The following is a 14,131-nucleotide window of genomic DNA, read 5'->3' as shown; positions in this document are numbered from 1 at the left end:
ACGGGGATACTAGCAAATAAAAAAACCCAGATCAATAAAAAAGTGAATTATCTCCAATCTCCCTCTCCGGACTTATGCAAGACATTGACTCCAACCTGCTCCAGCATGGTCACCAGCTTGATTAATGGCAGACCGATCAGGGCGTTATAATCCTCTCCGGCCATCTTTTCGATCAGCGCAATTCCCAGCCCTTCAACTTTAAACGAACCCGCGCAGTCGAAGGGGCGTTCACGCCTAAGATAGTCTTTAATCTGCTCATCAGTGAGTTCACGCAAGGTAACACAAAAGGCTGCATAGTCGGTCTGCATTGTCGCAGTGCGGCAATCCAGCAGCGCCAGGCCGGTATAAAAACTGTGCGTTCTGCCGGCCATCTGACGCAGCTGATTAAAAGCTCCGTGTTCCTCACCGGCTTTACCCAGGGTTCTGCCACGTTGATCAACAAATAGCTGATCAGAACCGATAATGACCGCATCAGGATACAGATCGGCGAGACTCTGAGCCTTCCCGGCGGCGAGGTGACGAACCTGCAGAGCCGGTGCTACATGGGGATCGATCACCTCGGTAAAATCAGGCGCTGCCGTCACGAAAGGAATCTGCAACTGTTTAAGCAGTTGTTGGCGATACGGACTGGTTGAGGCCAGGACAATTTTTCTCATGATCTTCCTTCGTTATTTTTCTTCAATTGTGCTGCCAGCGCCATCTGCAGCCCTTCCATAAATTTGTGCCGCAATGACTCCGGACGGACAATACTGACATGGGGTATGTAAGAGTAGAGCCAGGCCAGGATCTCTTTATCGCCGCTGGCGAAAAAACGCAAGCTCAGGGAACCATCCTGGCGTTCTTCAATTTGCTGGAGTGGATGCCATATGCGCTCGCGGATCAGGTGGGCTATCCGGGCATCGAACTCTAACTCCAACTCATACCCGGGTCCATCATCAATCAGGCCAAAGGCTCTGCCGGTCAACAGTCCCGGGTGGTATTCATCGAGCACCTCGAAGCGCTGGGATTCAAGACTTACAGCCTCAATACGATCGATGGCAAACAGGCGAATACCTTTGCGATTATGGGCATACGCACCGACATAAAGGGCGTTATTGTAAAAAAGCAGGGTATAGGGATCAATCAGGTAAGAGTGGCTGGAGCGCTGCGCCGGTCGATAATCGATGCGACAACGTTGCTGCTTAAGCAGTGCCTGGCGCAAATCCATCAGGATCTGACGCTGCGACGAATAATCCTTATACCCCTGAAAGCGCGGGGAAAAGGCTTCGGCAATCCGCTCCAGATGAGCGATGCTGCGAGGCGGCAACATTGACCGCAGGCGGCCAAAAATCGCCTCGAGATCCTCGGAAAACGGGGTTCCCTGAAGAAATTCCAACTGTCCACGACACAGGTACAGGGTCATCAGTTCATCCAGGGACAGGGTCAGGGGCGGAATTTTGCTGAATCCGGTAACAAACCGGTACACCATATGACCATCTGCCTGACGCTCGCTGACCAGCGGATAGCCCGCGTCCATCAGCGCCTGCAGGTCACGGTAAATTGTCCGACGGGTGACCTGGCATTCTTCGACCAGTTCCGCTACAGTTGCCCCATAACGCATTTCAAGAATACGGATCAGGTCGTGAAGGCGCGCGGCCTGGCTGTATTTTTTGGGTCTGCGGCCACGCTGGCGAGGGGAATCCATCATGATATCTTTCCTGTGCAATAGGTCTATAACATGCTGTAACCACCAACGGAATAAAGATCCTGCCATCATCATAAAAAACACTAATGACACAGGTGAGTTTGACAAGCTCCGGGCGGTTCAGCAACAATCAAGAAAAAAGAAATTGATCCTATTCACTACGAGGTATTGATCAATGCCAGCATCCCATCAGCAGGAAACCGTCATTGTCATCGATGTCGAAACCACCGGTATGCTACCTGAAAAAGGTGACCGGGTCATTGAAATTGGCGCTATCAAAATGCGCGGTGACCAGATAATTGAGCGCTTTGATAGCCTGATCCGTCCGGACTTTCTGGTAGCGCGTGAGATTGAAGGCCTGACCGGGATAACCAACAGCATGCTTCAGAGCGCGCCTGACTGCCGTCAAGTAATGAGCGACTTTGTCGACTTTATCGGCAGTTATCCTTTTGTTGCTCATAATGCCGCTTTCGACCAGAAGTTTATTGATTCGGAACTCTCACTGTACGGAAAACCCCGGCCGACGAATTTCAACTGCACCCTTCAGCTGGCACGACGCATCTACTCCGATCCGATCAATTATAAACTGGGAACCCTGGTACAGTACAAAAAACTTCAGCCGGCAACTAGATTTCACCGCGCCCTGGCTGATGCCGAGATGACAGCACAACTGTGGCTGGCTATCAATAACGATATCATTCAGGATTACGGGTTCACCTTCCTGCCCTTCGATTTACTGAAAAAAGTGTCTCTCACCAGCAAGGAACACGTAGCAGAGCTGTTACGAAAAGCGGCCACAGACGCGCATCACAACCAACTTGACACCACCGGCAATCTGTTCGGTTGAAGGAGATAAATATGAACATCAGCATCGAATATTGCAATTCCTGAGGCTACCGACCACGTGCTGTCAGTCTGGCGGCAAAAATTGAAGATAAAATGCCGGTACAGGTGGAAATGATTCCCTCAAGCGGTGGAGTTTTTGAAATCACCGTGAATGACACCCTCATTTATTCTAAAAAAGCCACGGGCGAGTTTCCACCGGAATTCAACATAGTTGAGCAGCTACAACAGATGCTGAAATAGTTTTTGTATCTGATCAGCACTGTCCTTGCGCAGGGTCGGGGTTCCTGTGGCAAGGGTGCTTGTCGCCATGGACGGCGACAACAAGCGCTCAAAGATGACGAAAAGCGGCCCTTGAAATAGGATCCGAAGATCCCGCGCTGAACAGAGCTGAATAATTACTAGTTTTTCACAGAAGACTCCTGCTCTGCTCCTCTGCCAGCTGCCAGAAAGCCCCGACCGCAGGTTTATTCAGATTGCGACGACTGGTACATAAGCCGACGACATAAGCTTCAAGGTCAGGAGCGCCTGAGAGCACCACCACCTCCTCACGAAAGGGACTACGCTCCAGCACCAGTTGCGGTACCACGCCAACACCGGCACCCAGGTGAACCATGGGAATAATCGCTTCGTTGCCACTCACCTCTGAAGCGATATCGGGAACAATTCGGCGCTGCTTGAACCAGCTGTCGATGCGCCGTCGAGATAGACCGCTGCGCGGCAGAATGAGCGGGATCTGTGCCAGATCCCGCTCATTTTTAATCATTGCTGCGTACATCTGAGCGCGCGCGCGGGCAGCAATAAATACCAGGGCGGTGGTCATGATCGGCAGGTAGAGGATATCCCCGCGACCACGCTCGGGAATCGCTGCTACCGCGACATCCTTCTCCCCCGCTTCAACCTGGGCAACCGCCTGCTCAGCGGCACCGGTATGAAGTTCCAGCTGGATTTTTGGATGCCTTTGGCGAAATGCTTCGAGCAGATCCGGCAACACTGTATAAACAGCCGTGATTGATGCGTACAGAGTCAAGGTTCCGGCCACCTGAGGTAACAGCGATAATTCGTTTTTAAACTGCTGATAATCGACCAATGCCTGCCGGGCATAACGGCGAAAACGCCCCCCCGCATAAGACAGTTCCACCGTGCGATTATCACGGATAAACAGGGCAGAACCGATCTCTTCTTCCAAGCGTTGAATGGTACGGGTCACGGCTGAGGGGCTTAAATGACAGATGTGTCCGGCACGACCAAAATGCAGCTGGTCTGCGACCACCAGAAAAATTTCCAGCTCTTTGATATCCACCACCACCTCCAGCAACTATTTTCCATATCGCAACACTACGTGCACAATAAATCAATTTACGCAACGCATCAATATGTTATAAAGTTATACGTTCAAGTGATATTTTTCCGACGACGCTGCTAGCTGATCGATCTAAGAGTTCGTCAACCAATTGTTAACCAACCACCTCAGGAGAACAACCATGGGTCAAAACTACTTCAATTCTCTGCCGTTTCGTCGCCAACTTCAGGAGCTTGCAACCTGCAGGTTCATGGACGCCGAGGAATTTACCAACGGCTGCCATTACGCCAAGGACAAAAAAATCGTCATCGTCGGCTGTGGCGCCCAGGGCCTTAACCAGGGACTGAACATGCGCGACAGTGGTCTGGATGTCGCTTACACCCTGCGCAAGGAAGCGATAGAACAGAAACGTCAATCCTGGAAAAACGCCACAGACAATGGCTTTAGCGTCGACTCTTATGAAAAGATGTTACCGACGGCAGATATCGTCATGAACCTCGCGCCGGACAAGCAACACACCGATGTTGTCAATACCGTGGTCCCGCTGATGAAAAAAGGTGCGACCTTCTGCTACGCTCACGGCTTCAATATTGTTGAAGAAGGGACTAAAATCCGGGACGATCTCACCGTCATCATGGTCGCCCCTAAATGTCCCGGCAGTGAAGTACGCGAGGAGTACAAACGCGGTTTCGGCGTACCAACCCTGGTCGCTGTTCATGGCGAGAACGATCCCAACGGCGACGGTCTTGAGATCGCCAAAGCACTCTGTTCAGCTCAGGGTGGTGACCGCGCCGGGGTTCTTGAGTCCTCTTTTATTGCTGAGGTCAAATCTGACCTGATGGGTGAGCAGACCATTCTCTGCGGGATGCTCCAGGCCGGCTCTCTGCTCTGTTTTGATAAGATGGTTGCAGGTGGGGTCAACGCCCCTTACGCGGTTAAACTGATTCAAAAGGGTTGGGAAGTTATCACCGAATCCCTCAAACATGGTGGCATCACCCTGATGATGGACAGGCTCTCCAATCCGGCAAAATTTAAAGCTTTTGCCCTCGCCGAAGAGTTAAAAGACATTCTGGAACCACTTTTTGAAAAACACATGGACGATGTTCTCTCTGGTGAATTCTCCCGCACCATGATGGAAGACTGGGCCAACGATGACAAGAAACTGCTGACCTGGCGTGAACAAACCGGAAAAACTGCCTTCGAGCAAACCGAAGGCGCCGGCGAGATCACCGAGCAGGAGTTTTATGACAAAGGCATCCTGATGGTTGCCATGGTTAAGGCCGGTGTTGAGCTTGCCTTTGAAGTGATGGTTTCTGCAGGCATTGAGCCGGAATCAGCCTACTATGAGTCGCTGCATGAAACCCCGCTGATTGCCAACACCATCGCCCGTAAAAAACTCTATGAAATGAACCGGATCATTTCCGATACCGCCGAGTATGGCTGCTATCTTTTCTCCCACGCTTGTGTACCATTGCTCAAAGATTTCATGGCCGGCGTTGATACCGATGTGATCGGCAAAGGACTTGAGATCAAAGACAACTATGTCGACAATCAGATTCTGGTGGTCATCAATGCAGACATCCGCAGCCATCTGATCGAGGAAGTAGGCGAGCACTTGCGAGCCGCCATGCAGGGCATGAAGGCAATCGTCTAAAAAATATCCGTGCGGACCTTGAATTCCGGCAGGATCATGTGATAGATTGAAGTCAAACATACAGCAGAGGGAGGTAGACAAATGATCGTCTCTGAACCGCCACAGTCGAATGTTGCTGCAACGCTGTAATTGGGACTGAAGATCTTAAACTATCAATACATCTGACCATAAAAAGGGCTCTGACTACTTTGTCGGGGCCCTTTTTTCATGTAATATCGGAGACTCACCAGCAGTAAACGTTCATTCAGCGTAGCGGAGTCCTTTGATGATGTCCTTCTCGGAACAACAACCGGCAAACGATTTCAATACTTTCCTGACAAGCTTCAAAGACCGGTTAAAGCACTTGCTGCACGTGCGCAGTGACATTGACAAGCTCAGCGTCAAGCGCGGCATTCCCCCCTTCATCCTCCGCGATATTCTCGCGGCGCAACCGCTGGCGACCTTTATCCCGCAGCAATACGGCGGTCGCGGCGGTCATATTCACGAAGGCCTGGCGCTCCTCTCGACGGCAAGCTATGAATCCCTGCCCCTGTCCCTGGGCTTCGGCATCAACTGGGCTCTTTTTCTGCAACCGGTTGCTAAATATGCCCAGGAACCAGTCAAACAACCAATTTTTGACGGTTTTATTCACCAGCAGAAGATGGGTGGGCTGATGATCACCGAGCCCGACTATGGCAGTGATGCCCTGCATATGCAGAGCCATTACCAGCACAAGGGTGACCATTTTCACCTTCAGGGCCTTAAGCACTGGGCGGGGCTGACCGGCTGGGCCGATTACTGGCTGCTGACGGCGCGCCGCAAAAATGAATCCGGCCAGCTCGGGCGCGATGTTGATTTCTTTATCTGTGATTCCTCGGCTGAGAACCAGACCATCATCGTTGAGGAGTTTTTTGAAAATCTGGGTATCTACCTGCTCCCCTACGGCCGTAACTGCATTGACGTCAAGATACCGAAACTGCAGAAACTCGAACCCCACAGCACCGGCATTAAAATGATGCTCGACCTGCTTCACCGCAGCCGCATGCAGTTCCCCGGCATGGCTTTGGGCTTTCTCCAGCGCCTGGAAGACGAAGCCGTGAGCCATTGCCGTCAGCGCCAGGTAGGAGGAAAAAACCTGTTCAGCTACGATCAGGTCCAACAGCGTCTTTCAGCCCTGCAGGCCAACGTCACGATAGCAACGGCCATGTGCCTTAACAGCAGCAAGAAAGCCGGCACCAGAAATGACCTGTCCGGTGCCGGACTCGAAGCCAATGCCGTCAAAACAGTTGTCACCGATCTGATGCAGGATTCAGCCCAGTCACTGCTGCAACTGGTTGGAGCCAAAGGCTACCGACTTGACCATATCGCCGGTCGCGCCCTGGTCGACAGCCGTCCCTTCCAGATTTTTGAAGGTTCCAACGATATTCTTTATATTCAGATTGCAGAAGCCATTCAAAAGCTGATGCACCGCCGGAAAATCAACAATCTCCTGGCTTTTGTCAGCGTGTTCGAGCTGACCAGCAGAACGGCAGCTTACCTTAAGGCTCACCTGAATATTGATCTGATCTTGCCCCTGTCGCAACGCCGGCTTAATGCCTTTGGTCAGCTGATCAGCCGTATTATTGCTCTGCAGCTGGTCGAGGAACTGGGTGATTCAGGCTATCACCCGGTACTGATCGCCAACTGTCGTGAGCAACTGATCCAGCGCATAGCAGCCGAAGTCAGCGGCTTTCGGGCCTTGGGCAGCAACAACTACCATGAAGTGGATAAACACAGCGGCTGGCTTGATTGTTTTTACCAACAGGAGAATCGCAACAGATGAGCAACAAACAAAAAAAAACCTTAAGTCCTGAAGAACTGGAACAACGGCTGGAAGCCATGCGCGACGAGCATCGCCAGCGGCAGTCTGGTTATCGTGAGCAGGCCCTGAAACTCTTTCCCCATGTCTGTGCCCGCTGCACCCGAGAGTTGGAAGGGAAAAAAATCCGTGAACTTACCGTTCACCACAAGGACCACAATCACGACAACAACCCGCCTGATGGCAGCAACTGGGAACTGCTCTGCGTTTACTGCCACGACCATGAACACACCCGCGGGGTGCAGGAGGCCCGCGACGGGGAGACAGGTTTAACCTCAACCAAACCCTCCCTGTCCCACTCGCCCTTCGCCGCCCTGGCCAACCTGAAAAAATAATATTTAATAACCCAGCAATTTCAGCGGCCCAAAAACCATTTGCCAACAACTGGTCACGACAAAAAGAATCAGCCCGGACAGGGCCAGACGTAGCCAGAAGGGTTCACAGCGCTTAAGTTCCTGCTGCAGGCTGTCTGTTGTTGCCAATGGCTGGCAGAGTCCCGGCAGCATGGCGAAAAGAGTCGCCATAAATAATCCGACATAAACGGGATAGCCGATATAATAATAGTTGGCCTGGAGCATATCGAAGGGACACTGGTGGCTGGGCAACTGGTAAATGTAGAGGGAAAGAAAGGATACCAGCGCCGTCAGGGATGTAAAAAACAGCAGTACCGCACTAACAACCAGCAAATTTCGCAGCAATATAGCCCGCCAGCGCAAACTCGCCAGCAAGAGCACAGCATACACAGCAACCACGGCAAAAAACAGGGGCATTCCCTGCTCGACCGGCAGCCCGGCAAGGGTACTGATCACCCCTTCTCCTTCGGCAGAAAAAAGCGATCCACAACAGGAGGTGATCATCTGCGGCCGCAACCCCCTGAAGTATTCCCATTGTAACCACAGATCCAGGGCAACCGCCGGGATCAGCAGTAGCAACAACCGATATTTGAGGCGAACCAGCGGCGTATCTTCGGTGCGCTGATCGAGATAATTCAAAGCCAGCCACACCGCAGCGGCAAAAACCAGTCCGACCTTTACCAGTAACACCAGCCAACCGACAAGGTTGGCGTTAAGCGACCCGGTCGCGCACATGGCACCAACGAACAGGGGGTGGATTTCTTCGAGGGTAAAAAGAAAGAGAAACAGGGTAACGATCTGAAAACCGAAGGCATATTTAAGCAGGCTCGACACCAGCCAGGTCTGGCGCTCCAGTTGCAACTGAGTCGCAGAGCCACTGTCGGAATTCCAGTGGCGGGCAATCCGCAGTGCCACCCCACCGGCTACCAGCAGCAGCAACAGAATCAGGGCTGAACTGAACAGCAGAGCGAGAATGCCCGGGTGGAGAATCACTGCGCGGTCCCCACCGGTACTTCGTCAGCCAGTTTACCATGGCGCAAAGCAAGCCTGCGGCCGATCAAGGACGACTGATAAACAACCGGGTCGTGGGTCGCGATAATGATCGTGCGCCCGTCGGAGTGAAGTTCAGTCAGCATGGTCAGCAGTTCGGACGTCAATTCAGCATCGAGATGGGCTGTTGGTTCGTCAGCGATGATAATCGGGGGATCGGCCATCAGCGCTCGTGCCAAAGCCACCCGCTGCTGTTCGCCCCCGGAGAGTTGACGGACTTTTGTTTTCTGTTTGTCTATCAGCGAAAATCTTTCGAGCAACACCCGTGCACGTTCACACATGGTTTTGAAGGGAATTGCAGCCGGGTAAAGGGGAAACATCAGGTTATCGAGGACAGAGACATCGCGCAGCAGATGATACTGCTGGAAGACAAAGCCATAGGTTTCGCGACGGATCCGTGCCAGAAAAGCTTCCGGCAGGCGACTGACGCGGCGCTCTTCAAGATAGACAGTTCCCTGGGTTGGGCGTGACATACAGCCGATCAGGGACAACAATGTCGACTTGCCTGAACCACTCGGTCCGGTCAGGGCGATCACCTCCCCCTGAAAAAGCTCCAGCGATATATTCTGCAAAGCACGCACTTCATCGGGTTTACCATGATGATAAATTTTGCTGACTTCATCGATGCGGATCAGCGGCGCGCTGTTATCGATACCTGAACCCACTTTCACCCCCGCATCACATCATCCGGATCCCTGCTTGCAGCTTTCCAGGCAGGGACCAGGGTGCAGGCCAGATAAGGAAGGATTGTCACACAGCCCAGCACTGCCAGCTGGTACAGGTCAACCACCCGGGGCAAATCAAACTCCGGAAAGAGCACGGACCAGCCTTTTAACAGCGGCATCAGTAAAGGGGCTCCAAGGACGAACACATGCAGCCAGGCCAGCAGCAGCCCGGCAATGAACGCCGCCAGAGAAATCAACAGGGCTTCGCGTAATCTGGTACCGAGGACATGAGAGGTTTCCCACCCAAGCGCTTTTAAAATGCCGATTTCGCGTTTTTCCTCGGCACTGATGCCGGTCGCCCGGTCCCAGGCCAGAATCAGAAAAGCCATCAGTGCCGATACAAACACCGCCAGCATCATGCCACTGCGCCAGTTAAACAGGGAATCGTAGGTGTGAAGCAGTTCATCGCGGGTGATCGGGCGACTGCCGGGCAGAAAATAGGCAATTTTTTTAGCGACGGTACTGACTTCTCTCGGGTTGTAGACCTGCACCGTCAGATCGGTAGCCAATTCACCTGGAATACCAAAAAATTCGCGCAGTGCGGCATCCTGCAATACCACCAGATCGTTGGTGAGCAGATTCGAGGCGGTACGAAAGACACCACTGACACGGAATTCCGTACGCCGCTTACTGCTGTCCTCCAGCACCAACAGATCGCCGATCTGCGGACCAAAGGCGTCCGCCACCCCGGCACCGATGACGCACTCATCGGGCGTTTGGGGGAAACGTCCGTCAAGCAGTTCGAGCTGCTCGTGATATCCATCAAGGCCGATCAGGGTCAGGTTGGCCTTGACCAGAGAATCATAGTAATAGCCCCAGACCCGCGGCGTAACCTTGCCCACCCCGGGAAATTGCCTGATGGTTTGGGCATCGTTGACGGGAATCAGCTCGTGCCTGCCCCCTTGCGTACGTTGAACGACAATTTCCGGCGCCGCAGTCAGGGTCATCACCGCTTCAGTTTTCAATGCATGGGTCAGCAGCAACACCGACCCCAGGGTTGCAATCACCAGAGCGTAGACGACGACCAGGGCAAGGTTTTTTTCCTTACGCCGCCATAAACTGGACAGACTGTATTCAAGCAGCTTGACATTGTGGATCACGGTTGGACCTGCCGATGGGATTCAAAAAACACCCGCCCGCTGTAACCGACAGGGCGTGGCGGAATCATAGAGCCGGTGGGGAAATGCTCAAATGCTGCTGGGAAGTCCTGAAAAGCGGAAAACAGATCGGCCTGAGTGACATGGCGAGTATAGCGCGCCTCACTGCTCAGTGACAGATCGGTAATCGCCACAGCGGCGACCAGATCACGTTTCGCCTGCCACAGGGCGGCATCATCCTGAAAGCGCTGATGCCCCGGGAGCAGCAGACTAAGCAGAAGAGTCGCTCCGGCCAGCAAAACTGACAAGCAGAGTAAACTGCGCGTCATCGATAATCCGGCGGCAACATGTCAGGGGTAACCTCATCGAAAACCACAATCTGTTTGCCGCTGTAATCCTTCATAAAGGTTTCGGCGTGCCGGCGTCCCCGCACCGGAATCAGTTCCGCCCCCATAGGTCCGTAAACATCGGTACCCAGCACAAAAAACACCTCATCAACCGGGGCGTAACGGGCACTGTAGTATTCGGTGACATAGATACTCTGGATATCCTCGCGCGTTACCTTCCCCGCGGGCAGAGCAAAATAATAGCGGAACATGTCCTTGGCACCATCAAAAAAAATCTGCTCGCCATTTTTTAGGACAATAGTAGCAATCCAATCAGGATAAGGGGCAACAAACATGCCGCAAACCGGGCAGCGTTCCCTCGGTCCCGGTATCTTCGGTTCAAAAGCCAGAACCGGAGTGATCAGGACACCGAGTACGACAACAACAAAGAAGAGCTTTACGGTCAATAAGCGCATCTCAACAGCAGTCGTCACGCCACAGACAGTCGTATTCAACACATTGATCGAGCATACCGATCATGAAGCATTCGGGGTTATTCTCCGCCCTCTGGATAGCCCTGACGAGTTCGGCTTTTTTCAGTTTGCCCGGCACAACCCCGCGTTCAGCAGCAATTTTTTTAATTTCTTTCATGTTCATTGGGAACCTCCTCCTGGATGACAAACAATCAATCAACCTATCACTGCTGTCTCAACCGGAACTGCGACAACTGCTTCACAGTTTATCACAGATTCTGCAGATCTCGCGAAATACAATTTATCGGTTCAGCTGTAGTTCTTTCGCAACTGTTTCCATCTCCGGCTCAAACACCGACCAGACACGCTGGCTGAGTTGCTCGATATAATCAAGGCTGCTGATTGACGGAACCTTGATGTGGAGGTTGGGTTTCTTGGCCACTTCCGCCGGCAGGGTGTATTCTGCCGCGGTATATCCCTGTATTTTCTCGAGAATCAGCCCCAGGACAAAGGCCCGCCGTACCGCCGCCTGCAGATCGTCCTGCGTCACCTCAAGATTGAAATCGCTCTTAAGGCAATCAACTACCATCTGCGTGCCGATCCCCTTGGTGATATCAAAAAACTTGCACAGACCGATCATGTCGAAGCCGACAATCTGCAGTTTGTCACGGGTGATGGCATCAACCCAGGAATCGAAATCGGTCTTGCCTTCGCGAATCAGCATGCCGTAGGTGCCCATGGTCATATGGCCACCGGCAATCGCCCAGATGTAGCCCGGATTGGTTTCCGGCTGGTAGGCGGCAATCTCAAGTCCCTTGACATGATAGGCGTAGTCAGTTTCGCCGGTCTTCTGCGACAGACGCATGGAACCGATGCCGATATCGGAACAGTGTCCCCTGCCGGTCTCTAAAATCAATTCACGAATCTTCTCATAATCTCCGAAATTCACTCCACCACACAAAGATTTGTCCGGATGGCGCTCATTCCAGGCCAGCAGGTATGACAGGGTCACGCCCAAACTGATAGCGTCCAACCCCATCAGATCACAGGCCTGGATCAGCCGCGCCCCCTGACCGGGGTCGTGAATCCCGATATTGGTGCTGAGCAGGTTGAGGGGCTCATAATCGAACTTGGCGAGAAACTCACCGCGTGAACCATCTTTCTTCTTTTCATAGACATAATTGTGACAGGTGATCCCGCAGCGCCAGCAGGCCGAAGACTCCAGATCGTAGTCCTTTTCGACATTCTCGCGCAGCATCCGCTCGGGCAGATCGTTGCCCTGGGGGCGAAAGTTGTTGAGCGGCACTGCATGGAATGGTTGCATCACATCATAGGCGGCCCAGGTGCCGCCGCCACCACCTCGTTTGATCGGCTGCAGTCGGGCAGCACCACCACCCTTAACGACATTTAAATTGACCTTTTTTACCGCGTCAGTCAGGGGGCTTTTCTGGTCTGGGGCCTGTGCCACCAGCGCCAGTACGTTCTTGTACCCCATCAGGCTGCCCATACCACCACGTCCGGCAAACCGCTGCTTATCCTCGCCACTGCGCAACTGGTTTTCCGTCGACAAGGCAATCGAGCCCATGAGCACCTGTTGCCAGTTCTCACCGGCCGGCCCGACTGCCGCAAAGTGGGCATCCTCATACTGCCGCTGCAAAGTCATGATCTTTTCATGGGTTGTGAGACCACACAGATGCTCCGCCGACATCACCTCAATCCGTGGTCCCTGATGTGTGTGGCGGATGACCAGGTAGACCGGTTTGCTGGAACGATTTTCGAGAATCAGTTCATCGAGCCCTGTCCACTTGAACTTGGCTCCGAACTTTCCACTGCCCGCCGACCAGATCGCCGCCGGCAACCCTTTAAGCGACTGTTTCAACGGGCTGTAAGCGGAGAAGTAGGTGCGCAAGCCGGTCATGGCGCTACTACCGGTGAGTAGACCGGTGTTGATGATCAGGGGATTTTCATCGCAATAGGCTTGCTTAACCGGACGTTGTGCCAATTGCTGAAAGGAGCGCCCGAAGCCCCCTAGCACCTCCTCGAAATTAGCACAGGGAACATCGGTAAATGTCTGCTCACCACTTTGCAGATCCAGGACACAGCGCCGGTAGAGAATGTTTGATGGGTCCTTCACGGGATCAGTGGTAAGAATCTTCATGCGCCCTCTCCTCCTCTTTAATACAATTAAAAAAACTACCCGCCTTCAAGGAGCGGCAGTAACGCCAGGGTATCGCCGTCGGCCAGCGTGCTGTTGATATTAGCGTGCTGATCATTGATCATAATAATGCCTAACAGCTGGCGGTTCAACTGCAGCTGTTCCACCACCTCATCAGCACAAACTCCGGCAGCAAACTCAAGCTGTTTTTCCTTGAAACGGTCGATACGAAACACACCGTACAGTTTGATCGTCAGGGTGATTTGTTTGCCTGTTGCCATACCCATTCCGCAACTTCTGAGTTTAATCAGGAACCGTTAAAACATATCAGCAAACATCGATATTTTCATCAACATGTTGCCGGTATCATCGGTGACAAACTACCTTCCCGTCTGCCGTAAATCTTCACGGACCTGCTTTACACTGCGTTTATAGATCAGTTCCCGCCCCATGACCGAGCCAACATAGACCAGTTCGTTGCGACTCGGCATCAGCTTGCATTTGACGCTGTGCTCTCCCTTCCCAACCAGAATCCAGATGGCATCTTCCTTGTAGCTGGTAACATCGACATTGAGAACCTGATCGTTCTCAGTGACAACGTTGATACAGTCACGACTGTTCATAGTTCTCC

16 protein-coding genes and 1 pseudogene are annotated in these 14,131 nt (G+C 52.8%); 5 read left to right on the top strand and 12 right to left on the bottom strand.

Going from position 1 to position 14,131, the window contains the following annotated elements; genetic code table 11:
* Positions 1-47: 47 nt before the first annotated feature.
* Positions 48-656, bottom strand: coding sequence for a Maf family protein (locus tag AC1931_RS00570; RefSeq protein ID WP_483875284.1), 609 nt, complete (start codon positions 654-656; stop codon positions 48-50).
* Positions 653-1,687, bottom strand: a complete 1,035-nt coding sequence (locus tag AC1931_RS00565) for a helix-turn-helix transcriptional regulator (RefSeq protein ID WP_483875283.1) — start codon at positions 1,685-1,687, stop codon at positions 653-655. The genes AC1931_RS00570 and AC1931_RS00565 overlap by 4 nt, the downstream gene beginning before the upstream one ends.
* Positions 1,688-1,859: 172 nt before the next feature.
* On the opposite strand from AC1931_RS00565, the gene AC1931_RS00560 reads away from it, so the two are divergent.
* Positions 1,860-2,531 (top strand): 3'-5' exonuclease, encoded by a 672-nt coding sequence (locus tag AC1931_RS00560; RefSeq protein ID WP_483875282.1) that lies wholly within the window; start codon positions 1,860-1,862, stop codon positions 2,529-2,531.
* Positions 2,532-2,587: 56 nt separating this feature from the next.
* Positions 2,588-2,770 (top strand): annotated as a pseudogene (locus AC1931_RS00555) (SelT/SelW/SelH family protein); the annotation flags it as partial.
* A gap of 166 nt (positions 2,771-2,936) precedes the next feature.
* Here AC1931_RS00555 and ilvY read toward each other — a convergent pair.
* Positions 2,937-3,830, bottom strand: coding sequence for an HTH-type transcriptional activator IlvY (ilvY, locus tag AC1931_RS00550; protein ID WP_483875281.1), 894 nt, complete (start codon positions 3,828-3,830; stop codon positions 2,937-2,939).
* A 181-nt stretch (positions 3,831-4,011) separates the two neighbouring features.
* Between ilvY and ilvC the strand changes: the two genes are divergently transcribed.
* The 3 genes from ilvC (at position 4,012) to AC1931_RS00535 (ending at position 7,656) form a co-directional block, all read left to right on the top strand.
* Entirely contained in the window at positions 4,012-5,484 is a 1,473-nt protein-coding gene (gene ilvC / locus AC1931_RS00545) for a ketol-acid reductoisomerase (protein WP_483875280.1), read from the top strand.
* Positions 5,485-5,749: 265 nt separating this feature from the next.
* Positions 5,750-7,285, top strand: coding sequence for an acyl-CoA dehydrogenase family protein (locus AC1931_RS00540; RefSeq protein WP_483875279.1), 1,536 nt, complete (start codon positions 5,750-5,752; stop codon positions 7,283-7,285).
* Complete coding sequence (locus tag AC1931_RS00535; RefSeq protein WP_483875278.1) at positions 7,282-7,656, top strand: YajD family HNH nuclease; 375 nt, start codon at positions 7,282-7,284, stop codon at positions 7,654-7,656. The genes AC1931_RS00540 and AC1931_RS00535 overlap by 4 nt, the downstream gene beginning before the upstream one ends.
* 3 nt (positions 7,657-7,659) lie before the next feature.
* Here the strand turns inward: AC1931_RS00535 and AC1931_RS00530 are convergent, their stop codons facing one another.
* The 9 genes from AC1931_RS00530 to AC1931_RS00490 all read right to left on the bottom strand — a co-directional run bounded on the left by AC1931_RS00530 (position 7,660) and on the right by AC1931_RS00490 (position 14,123).
* A complete protein-coding gene (locus AC1931_RS00530; protein WP_483875277.1) occupies positions 7,660-8,667 on the bottom strand; it encodes a hypothetical protein in 1,008 nt (335 codons plus the stop codon).
* Positions 8,664-9,389 carry an ABC transporter ATP-binding protein gene (locus tag AC1931_RS00525; protein ID WP_483875276.1) on the bottom strand — a complete coding sequence of 242 codons (726 nt, stop codon included), beginning with the start codon at positions 9,387-9,389 and terminating at the stop codon, positions 8,664-8,666. Before AC1931_RS00525 ends, AC1931_RS00530 begins: the two co-directional genes overlap by 4 nt.
* Positions 9,390-9,391: 2 nt before the next feature.
* Entirely contained in the window at positions 9,392-10,549 is a 1,158-nt protein-coding gene (locus tag AC1931_RS00520; RefSeq protein WP_483875275.1) for an ABC transporter permease, read from the bottom strand.
* Positions 10,546-10,875: a hypothetical protein gene (locus AC1931_RS00515; RefSeq protein ID WP_483875274.1), complete on the bottom strand. Its 330-nt coding sequence runs from the start codon at positions 10,873-10,875 to the stop codon at positions 10,546-10,548. The genes AC1931_RS00520 and AC1931_RS00515 overlap by 4 nt, the downstream gene beginning before the upstream one ends.
* On the bottom strand, positions 10,872-11,348 hold the full coding sequence (locus AC1931_RS00510; RefSeq protein ID WP_483875273.1) for a nitrous oxide reductase accessory protein NosL: 477 nt from the start codon (positions 11,346-11,348) through the stop codon (positions 10,872-10,874). Before AC1931_RS00510 ends, AC1931_RS00515 begins: the two co-directional genes overlap by 4 nt.
* A 1-nt stretch (position 11,349) precedes the next feature.
* Positions 11,350-11,529, bottom strand: coding sequence for a Rho termination factor N-terminal domain-containing protein (locus AC1931_RS00505; RefSeq protein ID WP_483875272.1), 180 nt, complete (start codon positions 11,527-11,529; stop codon positions 11,350-11,352).
* 117 nt (positions 11,530-11,646) lie between these two features.
* Positions 11,647-13,503, bottom strand: coding sequence for an aldehyde ferredoxin oxidoreductase C-terminal domain-containing protein (locus AC1931_RS00500; RefSeq protein WP_483875271.1), 1,857 nt, complete (start codon positions 13,501-13,503; stop codon positions 11,647-11,649).
* A gap of 35 nt (positions 13,504-13,538) precedes the next feature.
* Positions 13,539-13,787, bottom strand: a complete 249-nt coding sequence (locus AC1931_RS00495) for a MoaD/ThiS family protein (protein ID WP_483875270.1) — start codon at positions 13,785-13,787, stop codon at positions 13,539-13,541.
* Positions 13,788-13,880: 93 nt separating this feature from the next.
* Positions 13,881-14,123 carry a hypothetical protein gene (locus AC1931_RS00490; RefSeq protein WP_483875269.1) on the bottom strand — a complete coding sequence of 81 codons (243 nt, stop codon included), beginning with the start codon at positions 14,121-14,123 and terminating at the stop codon, positions 13,881-13,883.
* Positions 14,124-14,131: the final 8 nt, after the last annotated feature.

This window comes from Pelovirga sp. C15f (genome assembly GCF_057178085.1).
The sequence above is the reverse complement of the archived record's forward strand: the minus strand, read 5'-3'. Positions and strand labels throughout refer to the sequence as shown.

Excerpts from the sequence above, each read along its gene's own strand:
- ilvC (WP_483875280.1), top strand. The coding sequence starts at position 4,012 with ATGGGTCAAAACTACTTCAATTCTCTGCCGTTTCGTCGCCAACTTCAG.
- AC1931_RS00565 (WP_483875283.1), bottom strand. The coding sequence starts at position 1,687 with ATGATGGATTCCCCTCGCCAGCGTGGCCGCAGACCCAAAAAATACAGC.
- AC1931_RS00515 (WP_483875274.1), bottom strand. The coding sequence starts at position 10,875 with ATGACGCGCAGTTTACTCTGCTTGTCAGTTTTGCTGGCCGGAGCGACT.
- AC1931_RS00490 (WP_483875269.1), bottom strand. The coding sequence starts at position 14,123 with ATGAACAGTCGTGACTGTATCAACGTTGTCACTGAGAACGATCAGGTT.
- AC1931_RS00505 (WP_483875272.1), bottom strand. The coding sequence starts at position 11,529 with ATGAACATGAAAGAAATTAAAAAAATTGCTGCTGAACGCGGGGTTGTG.
- AC1931_RS00510 (WP_483875273.1), bottom strand. The coding sequence starts at position 11,348 with ATGCGCTTATTGACCGTAAAGCTCTTCTTTGTTGTTGTCGTACTCGGT.
- AC1931_RS00500 (WP_483875271.1), bottom strand. The coding sequence starts at position 13,503 with ATGAAGATTCTTACCACTGATCCCGTGAAGGACCCATCAAACATTCTC.
- AC1931_RS00495 (WP_483875270.1), bottom strand. The coding sequence starts at position 13,787 with ATGGGTATGGCAACAGGCAAACAAATCACCCTGACGATCAAACTGTAC.
- AC1931_RS00535 (WP_483875278.1), top strand. The coding sequence starts at position 7,282 with ATGAGCAACAAACAAAAAAAAACCTTAAGTCCTGAAGAACTGGAACAA.
- AC1931_RS00570 (WP_483875284.1), bottom strand. The coding sequence starts at position 656 with ATGAGAAAAATTGTCCTGGCCTCAACCAGTCCGTATCGCCAACAACTG.
- AC1931_RS00560 (WP_483875282.1), top strand. The coding sequence starts at position 1,860 with ATGCCAGCATCCCATCAGCAGGAAACCGTCATTGTCATCGATGTCGAA.
- AC1931_RS00540 (WP_483875279.1), top strand. The coding sequence starts at position 5,750 with ATGATGTCCTTCTCGGAACAACAACCGGCAAACGATTTCAATACTTTC.